The 14,802-nt window shown below is 59.3% G+C and carries 13 protein-coding genes; 5 read left to right on the top strand and 8 right to left on the bottom strand.

Going from position 1 to position 14,802, the window contains the following annotated elements:
* Nucleotides 1-62: 62 nt before the first annotated feature.
* On the bottom strand, nucleotides 63-2,237 hold the full coding sequence (locus tag DET50_RS15980) for a DNA topoisomerase III (RefSeq protein WP_113863747.1): 2,175 nt from the start codon (nucleotides 2,235-2,237) through the stop codon (nucleotides 63-65).
* Between the two features lie 264 nt (nucleotides 2,238-2,501).
* Here DET50_RS15980 and DET50_RS15985 point away from each other — a divergent pair, with 264 nt between their 5' ends.
* Nucleotides 2,502-2,858 (top strand): BolA family protein, encoded by a 357-nt coding sequence (locus DET50_RS15985; protein ID WP_113863748.1) that lies wholly within the window; start codon nucleotides 2,502-2,504, stop codon nucleotides 2,856-2,858.
* Nucleotides 2,855-3,478, top strand: coding sequence for an L-threonylcarbamoyladenylate synthase (locus tag DET50_RS15990; RefSeq protein ID WP_113863749.1), 624 nt, complete (start codon nucleotides 2,855-2,857; stop codon nucleotides 3,476-3,478). Before DET50_RS15985 ends, DET50_RS15990 begins: the two co-directional genes overlap by 4 nt.
* A 34-nt stretch (nucleotides 3,479-3,512) precedes the next feature.
* On the opposite strand, the gene DET50_RS15995 is transcribed toward DET50_RS15990, so the two are convergent.
* The gene (locus DET50_RS15995) at nucleotides 3,513-4,160 is read right to left on the bottom strand and encodes an MBL fold metallo-hydrolase (RefSeq protein ID WP_113863750.1); all 648 of its coding nucleotides are present in this window, start codon (nucleotides 4,158-4,160) and stop codon (nucleotides 3,513-3,515) included.
* 68 nt (nucleotides 4,161-4,228) lie between these two features.
* Nucleotides 4,229-5,725: a diguanylate cyclase domain-containing protein gene (locus DET50_RS16000; protein WP_113863751.1), complete on the bottom strand. Its 1,497-nt coding sequence runs from the start codon at nucleotides 5,723-5,725 to the stop codon at nucleotides 4,229-4,231.
* 152 nt (nucleotides 5,726-5,877) lie between these two features.
* On the opposite strand from DET50_RS16000, the gene DET50_RS16005 reads away from it, so the two are divergent.
* Together DET50_RS16005 and DET50_RS16010 are read left to right on the top strand one after the other, a co-directional pair.
* Nucleotides 5,878-7,353: a DUF3360 family protein gene (locus DET50_RS16005; protein ID WP_113863752.1), complete on the top strand. Its 1,476-nt coding sequence runs from the start codon at nucleotides 5,878-5,880 to the stop codon at nucleotides 7,351-7,353.
* A gap of 50 nt (nucleotides 7,354-7,403) precedes the next feature.
* On the top strand, nucleotides 7,404-8,066 hold the full coding sequence (locus DET50_RS16010) for an alpha/beta hydrolase (protein ID WP_113863753.1): 663 nt from the start codon (nucleotides 7,404-7,406) through the stop codon (nucleotides 8,064-8,066).
* 36 nt (nucleotides 8,067-8,102) lie between these two features.
* On the opposite strand, the gene DET50_RS16015 is transcribed toward DET50_RS16010, so the two are convergent.
* From DET50_RS16015 to DET50_RS16035, 5 genes are all read right to left on the bottom strand, one after another.
* The gene (locus DET50_RS16015) at nucleotides 8,103-8,663 is read right to left on the bottom strand and encodes a Tll0287-like domain-containing protein (protein ID WP_113863754.1); all 561 of its coding nucleotides are present in this window, start codon (nucleotides 8,661-8,663) and stop codon (nucleotides 8,103-8,105) included.
* Nucleotides 8,664-8,806: 143 nt separating this feature from the next.
* Nucleotides 8,807-9,526 carry a response regulator gene (locus DET50_RS16020; protein ID WP_113863755.1) on the bottom strand — a complete coding sequence of 240 codons (720 nt, stop codon included), beginning with the start codon at nucleotides 9,524-9,526 and terminating at the stop codon, nucleotides 8,807-8,809.
* On the bottom strand, nucleotides 9,513-11,045 hold the full coding sequence (locus DET50_RS16025) for a DUF4118 domain-containing protein (RefSeq protein WP_113863756.1): 1,533 nt from the start codon (nucleotides 11,043-11,045) through the stop codon (nucleotides 9,513-9,515). The genes DET50_RS16020 and DET50_RS16025 overlap by 14 nt, the downstream gene beginning before the upstream one ends.
* 7 nt (nucleotides 11,046-11,052) lie before the next feature.
* Nucleotides 11,053-12,414 (bottom strand): TrkH family potassium uptake protein, encoded by a 1,362-nt coding sequence (locus DET50_RS16030; protein WP_181800002.1) that lies wholly within the window; start codon nucleotides 12,412-12,414, stop codon nucleotides 11,053-11,055.
* Nucleotides 12,411-13,064, bottom strand: coding sequence for a potassium channel family protein (locus tag DET50_RS16035; RefSeq protein WP_113863757.1), 654 nt, complete (start codon nucleotides 13,062-13,064; stop codon nucleotides 12,411-12,413). The genes DET50_RS16030 and DET50_RS16035 overlap by 4 nt, the downstream gene beginning before the upstream one ends.
* Before the next feature lie 276 nt (nucleotides 13,065-13,340).
* Between DET50_RS16035 and DET50_RS16040 the strand changes: the two genes are divergently transcribed.
* The gene (locus DET50_RS16040) at nucleotides 13,341-14,795 is read left to right on the top strand and encodes a TrkH family potassium uptake protein (protein WP_113863758.1); all 1,455 of its coding nucleotides are present in this window, start codon (nucleotides 13,341-13,343) and stop codon (nucleotides 14,793-14,795) included.
* The last annotated feature ends 7 nt before the right edge of the window (nucleotides 14,796-14,802 follow it).

Genomic DNA, 14,802 nt, shown 5'->3' on the forward strand with positions numbered 1-14,802 from the left:
GGTGATCTTCTCCCTTCGATATCAACCGATTATGGCAAAAAGCAAGGGTCGGTTCAGTATCGTTATGTATTATTGCGTAAACCCAATGCGGGCTTGCCGTTGTCATCGTCGACTGTTTGCCGGCAGCCCGGGAAATTGCTGCAGCCCCAGAACCAGCCTTTCTTGCCTTTGCGCCGCACCAGGGGCGAAAAGCAGTGGGGGCAGGGGATGGGCTTCTGGCCGGTGCCATCGGCCGGGGCGTTGTCCTCGATCGGTCGGGTGCCCTTGCAGTCCGGGTAGCGGGTGCAGGCGTGGAATCGGCCGAACTTGCCTTCCCGCTCCACCATCGGAGCGCGGCATTTGGGGCAGTGGATTGCCGGGCCGGCTCCTTCGGATTCCGGCTCCGGGCGGGCCTTGCCCTGGGGGCGGTTGGTAAGCGCCCGGATTTCCTGCGTGAGGGTATCGAGGAATTTGCGCGGGTCATCCTCGCCCCGGCGAATGCCCTCCAGCGTCGCTTCCCAGACTGCCGTGCGATCCGGTTTGCTGACGGATTCGGGGAGCGCCTCGATCAGGGTCTTGCCCTTGGCAGTGGCCCGGATGTGCCGCCCTTCCCGGAACAGGTAGTCGCGCTTGAACAGGGTTTCGATGATGGCCGCACGGGTGGCCTCGGTGCCCAGGCCATCGGTTTCCCGCAGGGTCTTGCGCAGCTCGGCATCGCTGACAAACCTGGCGATGTTGGTCATCGCCGAGAGCAGGGTGGCGTCGGTGAAATACTGTGGTGGCTGGGTCTTGCGCTCGGTGACCGTTGCCGCGTCACAGTGCACCGGTTCGTTTTTCTCCAGCCTTGGCAGCGGCGCTTTCTGGGGCTCTTGGCGCTGTTCCCGCAGTTTCAGTTCCAGGTTCTTCCAGCCCGGCTCCAGGATGGCGGTTTCCGTAGCCCGGAACCGGTGGTCTGCGACCCGGACGGTCAGCCGGCCTTCCCGGTGGATGGCATCCGGGGCGAACTGCATCAGGTAGAAGCGGCTGATCAGGCCGTAGATATTCTCTTCGGTCTGGGTCAACTTGCCGTTGGGCGAGGGCCGGTTGGTGGGGATGATCGCGTGGTGCGCATCCACCTGTTTGTCGTTCCAGGCCGCGCTCTTGCGGTCAAAGTCGGCTTGCTCGCAGTGGCTGGCAAGCGCTGGTGCCACCCGGGAGATGGCCTGCACTACCTGCTGGCGCTGGCCGAAATGTTCCTCCGGCAGGTAGCGGCAATCGGACCGGGGGTAGGTGATCAGCTGGTGCCGTTCGTACAGGTTCTGGGCGGTGTCCAGAACGTCTTTCGCACCCATGCGGAACAGGCGGCCAGCCTCGATCTGCAGGGCGGAGAGGGAGAGCGGCAATGGCGGCGCTTCGGGCCGGTCACGGAAGCGGGATTCGACGATGGTGCCCGGCCGGTCCTGGACGCTGGCGGCGATCCGCTCGGCCACCTCCCGGTCCATCAGGCGGTTTTCTTCGTCCAGGTAGTCCTGGAATTGCTCGTCCGGAAGCCAGCGGGCGTTGAAGGGTTTTGGGTCAACGCCTTCTTCGTGGGCCCGGAATTGACCTTCGATGCGGAAGTAGGGCTTGGGCTCGAAGTTCTCAATGGTGTTGTCCCGCTCCACCACCAGGCCGAGCACCGGGGTCTGCACCCGCCCCACGGAATAGACGCCCTGTTCGCCCTGTTGCTGGTAGCTAAGGGTGTAGAAGCGGGTGAGGTTGATGCCATAGAGCCAGTCGGCTCGTTGCCTTGCCAGGGCGGAGTGGGACAGGCGACGGAATTCGCGGTTGTCCCGGGTGCTGCGGATGGCCTTGGCGACGGCCGAGGGTGTGAGGTCGTTGATCAGTAGCCGCTGGATTGGCGCCTGGGTGCCCACGTAGCGCAGCACTTCGTCCACCAGCAGCTGGCCCTCGCGGTCGGGGTCGCCGGCATGGACGATGGTGTCGGCCTGGCGAATGAGGGATTCGAGGACTTTCAGTTGCTGGCGGACGCTGTCCTTGGGGGTTACTTCCCAGCGTTCGGGGATCAGAGGCAGGTCTTCGGCCCGCCATTTTTTCCACACCGGGTTGTAGCGTGCGGGTTCTGCCGGTTCCAGTAAGTGGCCGATACACCAGCTCACCGTGGCCGCGTCTTCGCCTTTGCCACAGCGGATCCAGCCCTGGCCTTTCTGGTGTGGGCCGGGGAGGGCGGCGGCGATGGCGCGGGCGAGGCTGGGTTTTTCGGCTATATAGAGGTGCATGGCTTTTGGTGTTTGCTGATTGGCGAGGGAATGTGGCTGTTTGGGGCGTTGGTGTCAAGGCTCTCGATTCGTGTAGTAGACTGTCGGTATTGGCGGGAGGCGGCTGTGGAGGCAGCTTTCCCAAAAGACGCCGTGAACCCATCCCTGGGGGCTTGGTGTTGCCATCCCTGGCAACACACACTTTTGGGAAAGCTGCCTCCACATCCGCTTCGGGCACCTTGCCAGTCGCCGTCATCTAATCAACGAAGTAATTGGAGTGCTTTGATGAAAGTACAGCAAGCCATTGAGTCAAAACTGAACGATGCATTCCAGGCAAGCATTCTTCAGGTGGAAAATGAAAGCCACATGCATAGCGTGCCGCCGAATTCGGAGACCCACTTCAAGGTGACCCTGGTGTCGCCGGCTTTTGAGGGCCAGATGAAGGTGAAGCGGCACCAGACCATCTACAAGGTGCTGGCGGACGAGCTGGCGGGGCCGGTGCATGCGCTGGCGCTGCATCTGTATACGCCGGAGGAGTGGGAGGCCAGTGGCCACGCCACACCGGATTCACCGAATTGTATGGGCGGGTCGAAGGGCGATCCGGCCATGGCGATGAAAACCGGTCAGGGAGAAGGTTCATGAGTCAGTTTTTCCAGATTCATCCGGAAACGCCCCAGAAGCGTCTGATCAATCAGGCGGTGGAGATCCTTCGCCGGGGTGGGGTGATCGTCTACCCTACGGATTCGGCTTATGCCGTTGGCTGCCATCTTGGTGACAAGCAGGCGGCGGATCGGATCAAGCGTATTCGTAAGCTGGACGACAAGCATAATTTCACCCTGGTGTGCCGGGATCTTTCGGACATCGGCGTTTACGCCAAGGTGGACAATACCCAGTACCGGTTGCTGAAGACGTTCACGCCCGGGCCCTACACGTTTATCCTGGACGCGACCACGGAGGTGCCGCGCCGGTTAATGCACCCGAAACGTCGCTCGATCGGGGTCCGGGTGCCGGACAACGCGATTGTACAGGAGCTGCTGGGTGAGCTGGGCGAGCCGATCATGAGCAGTACTCTGATCCTGCCCGGTGAAACCGAGCCCATGACCGATCCGGAGGAGATCCGGGATGTGCTGGGCCATGAGGTGGATCTGATTATTGACGGCGGTTTCTGTGGCATGGAAGCCACCACGGTGGTGAATTTCACCGGGGAGGTGCCGGAGGTGACCCGGGTAGGCAAGGGCGATCCCGAGCCGTTCCAGGTCTGATCCGGCGTCTTTTAGACGGATCGCGGGGCTGGTTTTAGCCCCGGTGATCGGAGACGAACGGGTTGGTGGCGCGTTCCTGGCCGAAGGTGGACATGGGGCCGTGGCCCGGGATGAATGAGACCTGGTCTCCGAGTGGGAACAGCTTTTCCCGGATGGACCGGATCAGGGTGTTGTGATCGCCCTTGGGGAAGTCCGTGCGGCCGATGGAGCCCTGGAACAGCACGTCGCCCACCAGTGCCAGCCCGGATGCCCGGTGGAAGAACACCACGTGCCCCGGTGTGTGTCCCGGGCAGTGCAGCACTTCCAGGGTCTGGTTGCCGACCGTCACTTCTTCACCATCTTCCAGCCAGCGATCCGGCGTGAATACTTCCGGCGCCGGGAAGCCGAACATCTGCGCCTGCTGGGGCAGGCCCTGGATCCAGAAATTGTCTTCCTTGTGGGGGCCTTCAATTGGCAGCCCAAGTTCCTTAGCCAGCTCCGCCGTGCCGCCGGCATGGTCGATGTGGGCGTGGGTCAGCAGGATTTTCTCCACGGTCACGCCTTCGTCCCTGACTGCCGCCCGGATGCGGTCCAGATCGCCACCGGGATCTACCACGGCAGCCTTGCCGGTTTCCTCGCACCAGATCAATGAGCAGTTTTGCTGGAACGGCGTGACGGGAATGATTCTGTATTTCAGGGACATACCTTTTCTCGGATGGTGTCGGAAATTGATGAAGGCCTTATGGTACCAGTTTCCGGTGGCATCAGGATTCAGGCAAAGCTGACCCCACCGCGCCCGGACGCCTTGGCCCGGTACATGGCGGCATCAGAGGCTTGCAGGAGTTCGGTCACGGTGGTGCCGTTGTCCGGATAGATGGCCACGCCCACGGAGGCGCCCACCTGCACGGCGTCATCTTCGATCCGGAACGGCTGGGCGGCCACGGTGATGATTTTCTGGGCGATCACTTCGGCATCATCGGTGTTGGCCAGGGGCGAGGTGATCACCAGGAATTCATCACCGCCGTGACGGCCGACGATATCTTCCTCCCGAATACACCCACCCAGCCGCTTGGCGATGACTTTGAGCAATTCATCCCCGGCCTGGTGGCCGTATCGGTCGTTGACCGGTTTGAAATGGTCCAGGTCGACAAACATCAGGGCAAACCGGCTGTTATTCCCTCTGGCGCGCTCGATGGCCTGCCCCAGAGAGTTGAGCAGGGCCGCCCGGTTTGGCAGGCCGGTCAGCAGGTCATAGTCGGCCTGCCGACGGATCTTGCGCTGCGCAAGCTGGAGCTCTTCATTGAATTTGGCAAGTTCGGACGCCTGGTGGGCCATTCGCCGCAAGACCGGTCTCAGGGATCGCCACACCAGCAAGCCAGCCAGCAGCGAAAGCACGAGGGTGACCAGAACGCTGAACACAATGTCCCGGATAACCGTGCCGAAGATCTCGTTGGTTTCGGCCCACACATGCACTTCCCAGTCATAGCCGGGCAGGGGGCGCAGGAAAGACATCACCCGGGTACCATCCTCCAGTGTGGCCCGGAAGGACTCTCCCTCTTCGCTGGTTTGCACTTGCAGCTGATCCGCCAGGCAGGGATCTGCCGCAGTCATGACAAACTTACCTGTGGCCTGATCAAAGGTGATTCGTTTGGTTCGTTCACTGTCGAGCAGGCAGATCTGTGAATTATCCGGGCCCTCGAAAAGCCCCCGGAGCGAATCCAGGCCGAACAACAGCAGGTCAAAACCCACTACTTGGCCCTCCGAGGTGATTGGGCTGGCGACATGGAGCAGGGGCGGGCTGGTTACTCCGCTGTCCTGTGGGTACGTCAGTATGTCGAGTTGCTCCCGCAGGGGTATCCGGGCAGGTAACCGGTCCGCCATCGGACCAATGCGAATCAGCTCGGTGCCAGCGGCGTCATAGCGAAGGATAGCCTGCAGGTTGGTCAGGCCTGCGGCGGCGTCCTCAAGGCGTGGCCGGGTAAAGTCCGTTAGCTCGGTCCTTGTGATGTCACCATCGCGGTATTGGGCCAGTTTTCGGGCCAGCTCCGAGCGGCTGGCGGTTTGTGCGGCCAGATTGCGGTGCTGGTCGAAAGCGGCCTGGATGCTGGTGGCCTCTGCATCGGCAAAGTTGGCAGCGGAGAGTTCGGCCCGGGAGTGGATCTGGTTGATCAGCGGCGTGGCCACAATGGTGGCGACCAGAATACCGGTGAGTACAACAGCGGCGACGGCCGTGATGATGATATGGCGTTTGTGTTCAGTGATATCCATCGATAGCCGTGCCGGGAAAACTGTTGCAATAAGTGACATATTATAACCAATTTTTCTATCCGCAAGGATGGTTAGCCAAAGGCCCAATGGAGAGTTGGTCTGGCCGCCCCTAGTATCCCGCCCTCAAAAATTTCAAGAACGCGTGAATATTCATGACTGACAATAACGCCAACGATAGTTATCTCTCCCGACGCAAACCCAGCTCCGAATTCTCTTCCCGCAGTGACTACCTGAACCATGAATTGCAGGTTATGGCGCCCCGGCGCTGGAAGCCCAATCTGCCGTTCCGTGACTACCACTTCGAGTGGGAAGACATGGTGCCGGCCATGGCAGCCACCATCGGCAAAGTGGTTATGGTGGCCGCGATTGTCGCCGCATTTGCCGGCCCCCTGGGGTTGTCCCGGGAGTTCATTACCGAGAACGTCCGTTTTGAGCTGGTCATTGCGGCACTGCTGTTCGTTATCCTGATTTCCGGCTTCCTCAATCCCACCAGTAATCTGGCTGGTACGCACGGGCCGCTGATTCCGATGATTCCCCTGGTCGTAGCCTCGGGTGGGCACCCGATGGCGCTGGGCATCATGATTGGCGTACTCGGCTTCCTGCTCGGCATATCCCGGGGCGGGAGTCTTCTGGCCCGGCTCACCAGCAACGGTGTTTGCGGTGGTTTGCTGCTCTATCTCGGGTTTATTGGCATCACCGGCCAGATTGATCGCCTGTTCACCTGGGCGGACGGTTTCGGTAAAGGTTACATCGCTTTTGTGGTGGTTGTGATTACCATCGTGATGTATGCGTGGCTGGAGCATGTGAAGATGCGCTGGCTGGCGATACCGCTGGGTTCGGCCATTGCAGCCGCCGTCGCGTTTGCCCTGGGCGCGCCCTTCGAGTTTGTGACCGAACCGGGCATTCCCAACATGAACCCGGGTTACTGGTGGGGTGAGACCTCCGGCTGGCAGCTGGGGCTGCCGGATTTTCACAGTTTCCTGGCGGTAGCGCCGTTCGCGGTCCTGGCGGTGGCCATGTGGTCCCCGGATTTCCTCGGCCACCAGGTGTTCCAGAAACTCAATTACCCGCCAAAAACCGAGCGGGTGCTGATGAACATCGATGACACCATGGTGTCTGCTTCGGCCCGGCAGATGGTGGGAACCGCCCTGGGTGGCGGTAACATTGCCTCGTCCTGGGGTACCTACATCGTGCCAGCGGCCATTGCCAAGCGCCCCATTGCCGCCGGCGCCGTGCTCACTGGTATCCTGTGTGCGGTAACCGCGCTCTGGGGCTATCCGATGGACCTGGCCGTGTGGCCGCCGGTACTGAGCGTAGCGCTGATGGTCGGGGTTTTCCTGCCCCTGCTGGAGGCCGGGATGCAGATGACCCGCAAGGGCAAGACCACGGAATCCGCCGGTATTGTTATCTTCTCGTCCGCCCTGGTGAACCCCGTGTTTGGCTGGTCCCTCACCGTGCTGCTGGACAACCTGGGCCTGATTGGCTGCAAGGAGCGGGGTAAGGAACTGGGCCATGTCGGGCGCTGGATCATTCCCGGGCTGGTATTCGTGGTGCTGTGTGCGGTCATGCTCGCCATAGGTATGTTCCCGGGCCTGCCGCCCATGCTGGAAACTTTCCGTGTAGACTGAGCCCTTGTTTACCCTGAGTGGTATCAAAGCATTCACCCGATGGAGAGAACATGAAAGCATTGCAGACCCTGCAAATCGAAACCGGCGACGACCCCCGTGTGGCTGTTATCTGGCTGCACGGCCTGGGCGCCAGTGGCCATGATTTCGAGCCGGTGGTACCCGAACTCGCGTTTGCCAGGGAGCAGGCTGTCCGGTTCATTTTCCCCCACGCACCGGAGCTGCCGGTGACCGTGAATGGCGGCATGGTGATGCCCGCCTGGTATGACATCCTGGCCATGGATATCGACCGGAAAGTGGACACGCCCCAGCTCAAGGCCTCTGCCGATGCCGTTGCCCAACTGATCGAGCAGGAGCTGGAAAAGGGCATCGCCAGTGAGAACATCCTGATTGGCGGCTTCTCCCAGGGTGGAGCGGTGGCCTATGAGCTGGCACTGAGCTATCCGCAAAAACTGGGCGGGCTGTTCGTGCTCTCTACCTATTTCGCCACCGCCGACAGCATCCAGCTGGCGGAAGCGAACCGCAACATCCCGGTGTTTGTCGGCCACGGCAGTTACGATCCGGTGGTTCCTGAGTCACTGGGGCGGTCCGCCACGGGTAAGCTGGAAGAGCTCGGGTTCGAGCCCGAGTACCGCAGCTACCCCATGGAGCACAGCCTGTGCCTGGAGGAAGTCCGGGATCTGGATCGGTTCTTCAGTCGCTGCCTGGGCAGCTAACGGCGAGGCTGCCAGCCGGCAGCCCGCGCCTTGGCCTTACTTCGTGGCTGGCTGATAGGTCACCACGAAGGCACCTCGAAGGTCACCCTCGGAAAAGCCCGTCGCCTGGTCATTCGGGTAAAGCTCGGCCAGTTTGGCTTTTACGTCCGGATCAATGTTTTTGCCATGACAGCCCAGGCACAGCTTCTGGGTGGGAATGGCGCTCATATACCGGAACGCCGGTTGCCCGGATGCCTCGGAGACCTGCCAGACTTCCACCGGCTGCTTGTCCATTGCCAGCAGTTGCAGCTTCTGCCAGTCGGTCGGAGCGTTATCCGGATTACGGACCTTCAGGCTGGTCCGGCTGATGGTCCATTCCTCGCTGCTGTTATCGGCGGCAATTTCAGGGGCGACGGTGTTGCAGACGCCGATACCGTTGGTGAGTCCGCCCTCCTTGATCGCGGCCTGAAGAGCCTGTTTCAGAGAACCGCCAAAGGCTTGTACCTTCGCGCGGGCCTCGGTAACCAGTTCATCCGGCGATTGCGTATGAGTCTCGGCCAGGACGGGCACGGAAAGCATCGATAACAGCGCAGCCGCCGTGATAATTTGTTTGGCCATTGAAAATCCTCCCTGTTGATGTGGCATAAGTATATAACATGATTTTAGCCCACAACTTGAGCCAGAGCAGGGGTGCGACGATTTGTCGTCGTGCACTGAGTGAAAACAGGAGGGTGATGTAAATCCTTTTTCAGGTTGAAACTTCATTTCCCAACAAACCGGTAACCCACTCCCGGTTCGGTCTGGATATAGTGCTGTTCGGTCGGGTCGTCCCCCAGTTTTTGCCGCAAACGGCCAACAACCACCCGCAGATAGTGGGTGTCCTCGGTATGGGTAGGCCCCCAGATCTCCCTGAGGAGCTGGGATTGGGTAACCAGGTGGTCAGCGTTGAGCATCAGGGCCCTTAGCACCGCAAACTCTTTGGGGGTAAGCCGAAGGGACTCTCCGTTGCGGGAAAGTTTCCGAAGTGTCAGGTCGATATGCAGTGTGCCGTCGTCAAATACGGACCGGTTTTTCTCAAGCCCGGCGGAAAGGCTTCCATTGGCACGAAGCTGGCTTCTGACCCGGGCAAGAAGCTCCTCGATACCGAATGGTTTGGTGACATAGTCATTCGCGCCCAGGTCCAATGCCTTGACCTTCTCCTGTTCTCTATCCCTTACCGACAGAATAATCACGGGGATCGTTGACCACATTCGCAGAGCGGCCAGGACGTCCGCACCGTCCATATCGGGCAGGCCAAGGTCGAGGATGACAAGGTCCGGCTTTTCCGTTTCACAGAGAGCGAGTCCCTGTTTCCCGCTATCCGCCTCGAGCAGGTCGTAGCCTTCGGTTTTCAGGCTGATCCTCAGGAAATGCCGGATCTGGGGTTCGTCATCAATGATCAATAGCCGGGGCGACCTCGACTCCTGATTAAAGCTCGTCATTAACCTGGTTCCTGGAATTGTGCGGCATAGGCGTTTGGGGCAAGGGCAGGCTGATTTCGATGGTGGCTCCTTGATTACCGGGCCCGTTCAAGGCACGGAGGCTGCCGCCGTGGGCGGCCACCATTCCCTGACATATCGCCAGGCCCAAACCGCTGCCATGGGGGCCTCGGTCTCCCTGGCCACCTGTGAAAAACATGTCGAATACCTTGCCCCGCTGGCTTTCCGGTATGCCTGGGCCCTGGTCTGATATGGAAATCATCACCTCACTTTCGGTGGCCCGGGCTGCAATCAGAATGGTTGAGTGCTCGGGTGCGAATTTTGTGGCGTTTTCCAGCACATTCACCAAGGCCTGCTCAATCAGGGCAGGGTGAACGAAAAGCAGGGGCAGGTCGTCGTCAATACGGCGATCAACTTGAAAACCTTCCAGTAGGCCACGGGTCCTGCGGAGGGCAGAGGACAGGAGGTCGGTCAGGGCGATCCAGTCCCGTTCGATTTTCAGTGAGCCATGCCCGAGTTTGGTCATGTCCAGGAGATTGCGGATGTATCGATCGAGCCTTTGGCCCTCGCTTACGATCGAATCCAGCAAACTCTTCCGATCCTCCGGACTCAGTCGTTCCAGCATGGATTGCAGGGTGCTGGCAGAGCCAATCATTGAGGCGAGGGGCGTTCTCAGGTCATGGGAAATGGAGGACAGCAGAGCCGAACGGAGGCGCTCGGTTTCCTCGGCGATTCGTGCTGCTGACAATCGGGCTGCCAACTCTGTCCTTAGCCAGGCCAGGCCCAACTGGTGCGTGTACGCATCAATAAACAGCTCACGGTAATTTTCGGCGGAGAGGGTGCGGACCTCTATTCCCAGGGCGGCGTAAATTCCACCGTCAGATTCGATTGGCTCAAAGCGCCATGGGCGATCCGAATGGATGCTGGTGAATGCACCGCTGGCCTTGCCGGTTTTCAGTGTTTGCTCGGCAGCGTGGTAATCCTCCGGCGCCGGTTTCTCTGCGCTTCCGGACTCTGCCAACACCCGGAGGGTATCGCTCTCCGGGTCCTTTGCCACGATCAGTACAGGCAGAGTCAGGTGGGTACTCAGGGTGCTGACGGCTTCGGCCTGAACTGTTTCGATATCGGGCGCAGAGGCCAGGCGGCGCGTGAATTCCAGCAGTGCGGTGGTCCGGTTATTCGATGCCCGGAGTTTCTCGATCTGCTGGCGCAGCCTGGCTGCGAGATTCCCGACGATCACTGCGGTGATCAGGAAAAACACCACGGTAAGCAGTTCATCCGAGTCCGTCATGTGGAGCGTCAGCCGGGGCTCGGTGAAAACAAAGTTATAAGTGAGAAAGCTGATAAAGGCAGTAAACAGGGCTGGCCGTATACCCGTTCGAGCTGCCACCCACAGGACTGCGGTCAGGAACACCAGAGAGAGGTTGCCCAGTGGCAGGATGTTCTGGAGGGCAAGGGAAATGGCCGTCGCTGCGGCGACACTCAGGATTCCCCTTGCATAATCGTTGTTCAGGTTGGCCATATGCCGGTTATCCCACAGGGAACTCGGTCGTGGCGTATTGCACGTGTGACTTTCTCCGGATTGTCAGGGTGTAGCCCAGGGTCAGGGGACCAAGACGCCCGATCAACATCACCGCCATGATGATCCACTGGCCGACGGTGCCCAGCTCGCCGGTGGTACCCCTGGAAAGCCCCACGGTTCCGAATGCGGAGACGGCCTCGAAGGCGATGTCGAGGAACTCGTCATTAACGGTGGCCGAAAGGGAAAATACCGCCAGGAAGATGATCGCCATGCCGAGGGTTGCTGTGGCCAGTGCCTTGAGGACGGTCTCCTGGCTGAGTGAACGCCGGAAAAACGATACCTTGAGATTACCCCGAAGGAAGGAGCGGGTAGCGGCCAGCAGGATGACGAACGTGGATATCTTGATGCCGCTGGATGTCGAGTTGGGGGCGCCGCCAATGAACATCAGTAACAGCATCAAGACACTTGTGCCTGCCGTCAGGGCGCCGATATCGAGGGTGTTGAAGCCGGCAGTTCTGGGCGTGGTGCCCTGAAACCAGGCTGCCAGGAGTTTGTCGGTAAAGCTGTCCAGTGCTCCGAGTGTCTCCGGGTTGGCAAACTCCAGCACCAGCACCGCCAGCGTTGCGATGATGTTCAGAACCAGCGTAGCCCCTAAAATGATCTTTACGTAGACCGAAAGCTTGCGCCAGGAGCGGTGCTCGACCAGCTCCATCATCACGATGTAGCCCAGACCGCCGGCGATGAACAGGGCGGTCACCGAAAGCGTGATCCCTGGATGGGTGACATACTCGGAGAGGCTGTCCGGTGACAGCGCGAACCCGGCATTATTGAAGGCTGAAATGGTGTAGAAAATCCCATGATATATACCTTCAGACCAGCCCAGTTCCGGCACAAAGAAGCTGCTCAGGATCACAATGCCAATCAGTTCCGCGGTTAGCGCGAACCCGGCGATCGACGCACCGGCTCTGCGAGCGGTATGCAGGGAAATCTCGTTAAAGGCCTCCTGGGCCACCAGCTGATGTTGTAGCTTGAGCTTGAAACCCAGGGCGAGGGCTGTCAGAACTGCAAAGGTCATCAGACCCAGACCGCCTAGCTGGATCAATGTGAGTATCACCAGTTGACCGAACAGCGTGAACTGGCTGCCGGTATCCACGACCACGAGGCCGGTCACTGTGACCGCCGAGGTGGCTGTAAAAGCTGCTTCCATCCAGGTAATCGGGCTCGTCGTCGCGACCGGCAGCTTGAGTAGTGCCGCGCCGAGACCGATCAGCACCAGAAAACTCTGCAGCAACAGTCTCGGCGGGTTGATCCGCCGCTGCTTGGCGGGCCCCGGCTTCTTGCCGACCAGGTCAAACAGACGAGCGGTCATAGGTTATTGACGAGTTTTCTGAGGTCCTCCAGCTGGCCACTGAGAACCAGTTTGTCACCGGCCAGGATAGTCCAGGTGTGGTCCGGGTTTGTATGTGCCTGCTTGTGCCGTTTGGCGACCAGGGGTTTGACGTCCAGCTCGCCAACCAGATCGCCGATGGTTTTATCGACGAGATCGTCCGTCGCGCGGAATTCCACCACAAAATAATCGTCATCCAGACTCAGGTAGTCGTGAACCATGGGGTAATTCAGTTCCTGGGAAATGCGAACGCCCATTTCGTATTCAGGGGCAATGATACGTGTCGCTCCGAGGCGCTCCAGAATCCGGTGGTGCTGATTGGTTAATGCCTTGGCCCAAACCTTTTCCACGCCAAGTTCCCGTAGCTGAAGGGTGGCCAGCATGGTGGCCTCGACGTTTCGGCCGATGGCAACCACGGCCACATCGTAACTGCCGGCATTCAGCTCGACCAGGCTGGATTCATCCGTTACGTCGGCAATGACGGCATGGGTTATCTCGTCTGCCATCCGGTCGACCCGCTGGGCATCCGTATCGATTCCGAGTACATCGTGCCCTAGCCGTGTAAGTTCGCGGGCGATGGTGGCTCCGAACACGCCAAGACCGATCACAATGAACTGCTGTTGTTCAACCATGACTTGAAAAAGTCTCCGAGAGTCTGAATGAAAAAACGGCAGCCTGCCGAATCGATGCTCTTGATAGCGTACGTGGGTCAAAATGGTCGCATAAAGCCGACAATCCGGTTCCGTTATACCCGTAAAAATAGCGTAAAAATTTGCAATGGCGTGTGCTAAAGTCTTTTTGTTTATGCTTTCCTTTAGCTCCTGATCAAATCCGGCGTGACCGGAGCATTGGTAGCCACCCCATGTGACTGCCAAACGACTTTCCCTAAGGGCCGTGCGCTACTGACTATGCCGTTGTTACATCTCTTGCCGGTTATTCAGATTCTCGGTTTTCTCCTGATTCTGCTGAGCTTCTTGATGACACTCCCGGTCAATCTGCTGATGTTCGGTAACACTCCTGACTGGATGGCATTCGTAAAGTCGGCGAGCATCTGTTTTCTGGTCGGGCTTGCCTGCTTTCTGAGTGCCGGGCGTAAACGTCATGCGCTCAAGCAGCGCCAGATGTTCATTCTGACGGTGTCGGCGTGGGTTTTCATTCCGCTGTTTTCCAGTCTGCCGCTGCTGATGAGTGACCTGAATCTTTCTGTCACGGATGCATTTTTTGAGAGCATTTCCGGGGTTACGACCACCGGTTCGACAGTCATGTCAGGGCTTGATCACCTGCCGGGCGATATCCTGCTCTGGCGCTCCATCATGCAGTGGATGGGTGGTATCGGCATTATCGGAATGGCAGTGGCGATCCTGCCGTTCCTGCGCATCGGTGGTATGCGCCTGTTCGCCACTGAATCCTCGGAATGGACAGAGAAAGCCGTGCCCCGCACCAATCGCCTGGCCCGTGGCCTGGTGTTCAGTTACCTGGCCCTCACGTTTGGTTGCATTACCGTTTACTGGCTCCTCGGGATGGACCTGTTCAATGCCGTCAATCACGCGTTAACCACGGTGTCCACCGGCGGTTATTCAACCTCGGACAGTTCCATGGGGCAGTATGACGAGCTCTCGATCCTGCTTGCCTCTTCTTTGTTCATGATGCTGGGTGGTGTGCCGTTCTTCCTGTTTGTCCGTTTGTTGAACGGACACGCGCAGCCTTTGCTGAGAGATCGACAGGTTCACTTCTTCCTCCAGTTTCTTTTGATTACCGCTAGCCTGATTGCGGTCTACCGGGTTGTGAAGGATGGGACTTTCCCGCTCGATGCCTTTGTCCATGCGCTTTTCAACGTGACATCGGTGGTCACCACCACCGGATATGCCTCACAAGATTATTCCCTTTGGGGGCCTTTCGTTATTGTTCTCTTTTTCTTTCTGACCTTTGTGGGCGGGTGTTCCGGTTCTACCAGCGGCGGCATGAAGATTTTCCGGTTTCAGCTCTCGATGTTGCTGCTCAGGGAGCAGGTTTTACGCTTGCTTCATCCCAATGCCGTGTTGGCGCGTCACTATAACGGCCGGATCATCAGTGACGAGATCGTCGCATCCAGCGTGGCCTTTTCCTTCATCTTCCTGGCGACGCTGGCGGTTGTTGCGGCAATCCTTGCTGCCCTTGGGCTGGACCTGGTGACCAGTCTGACCGGTGCTGCGACAGCCCTGGCTAACGTAGGCCCCGGGCTTGGCACTGTGATTGGTCCGGCAGGAAACTTCCAGTCGCTGCCCGACGCCGCCAAGTGGGTCCTGATGGGGGCAATGTTACTGGGCCGACTGGAGCTGCTGAGTGTGTTTGTGATGTTCTCGCCGCATTTCTGGCGGAGCTGAGTTTCGG

The organism is Marinobacter pelagius, assembly GCF_003315345.1.
Lineage (GTDB): Bacteria > Pseudomonadota > Gammaproteobacteria > Pseudomonadales > Oleiphilaceae > Marinobacter > Marinobacter pelagius_A.

What these genes read in the sequence shown, in the direction of transcription:
- DET50_RS15990 (WP_113863749.1), top strand. Translation starts at nt 2,855, where the DNA reads ATGAGTCAGTTTTTCCAGATTCATCCGGAAACGCCCCAGAAGCGTCTG.
- DET50_RS16005 (WP_113863752.1), top strand. Translation starts at nt 5,878, where the DNA reads ATGACTGACAATAACGCCAACGATAGTTATCTCTCCCGACGCAAACCC.
- DET50_RS16040 (WP_113863758.1), top strand. Translation starts at nt 13,341, where the DNA reads ATGCCGTTGTTACATCTCTTGCCGGTTATTCAGATTCTCGGTTTTCTC.
- DET50_RS16030 (WP_181800002.1), bottom strand. Translation starts at nt 12,414, where the DNA reads ATGACCGCTCGTCTGTTTGACCTGGTCGGCAAGAAGCCGGGGCCCGCC.
- DET50_RS16010 (WP_113863753.1), top strand. Translation starts at nt 7,404, where the DNA reads ATGAAAGCATTGCAGACCCTGCAAATCGAAACCGGCGACGACCCCCGT.
- DET50_RS15980 (WP_113863747.1), bottom strand. Translation starts at nt 2,237, where the DNA reads ATGCACCTCTATATAGCCGAAAAACCCAGCCTCGCCCGCGCCATCGCC.
- DET50_RS15985 (WP_113863748.1), top strand. Translation starts at nt 2,502, where the DNA reads ATGAAAGTACAGCAAGCCATTGAGTCAAAACTGAACGATGCATTCCAG.
- DET50_RS16035 (WP_113863757.1), bottom strand. Translation starts at nt 13,064, where the DNA reads ATGGTTGAACAACAGCAGTTCATTGTGATCGGTCTTGGCGTGTTCGGA.
- DET50_RS16000 (WP_113863751.1), bottom strand. Translation starts at nt 5,725, where the DNA reads ATGGATATCACTGAACACAAACGCCATATCATCATCACGGCCGTCGCC.
- DET50_RS16015 (WP_113863754.1), bottom strand. Translation starts at nt 8,663, where the DNA reads ATGGCCAAACAAATTATCACGGCGGCTGCGCTGTTATCGATGCTTTCC.
- DET50_RS16020 (WP_113863755.1), bottom strand. Translation starts at nt 9,526, where the DNA reads ATGACGAGCTTTAATCAGGAGTCGAGGTCGCCCCGGCTATTGATCATT.
- DET50_RS16025 (WP_113863756.1), bottom strand. Translation starts at nt 11,045, where the DNA reads ATGGCCAACCTGAACAACGATTATGCAAGGGGAATCCTGAGTGTCGCC.
- DET50_RS15995 (WP_113863750.1), bottom strand. Translation starts at nt 4,160, where the DNA reads ATGTCCCTGAAATACAGAATCATTCCCGTCACGCCGTTCCAGCAAAAC.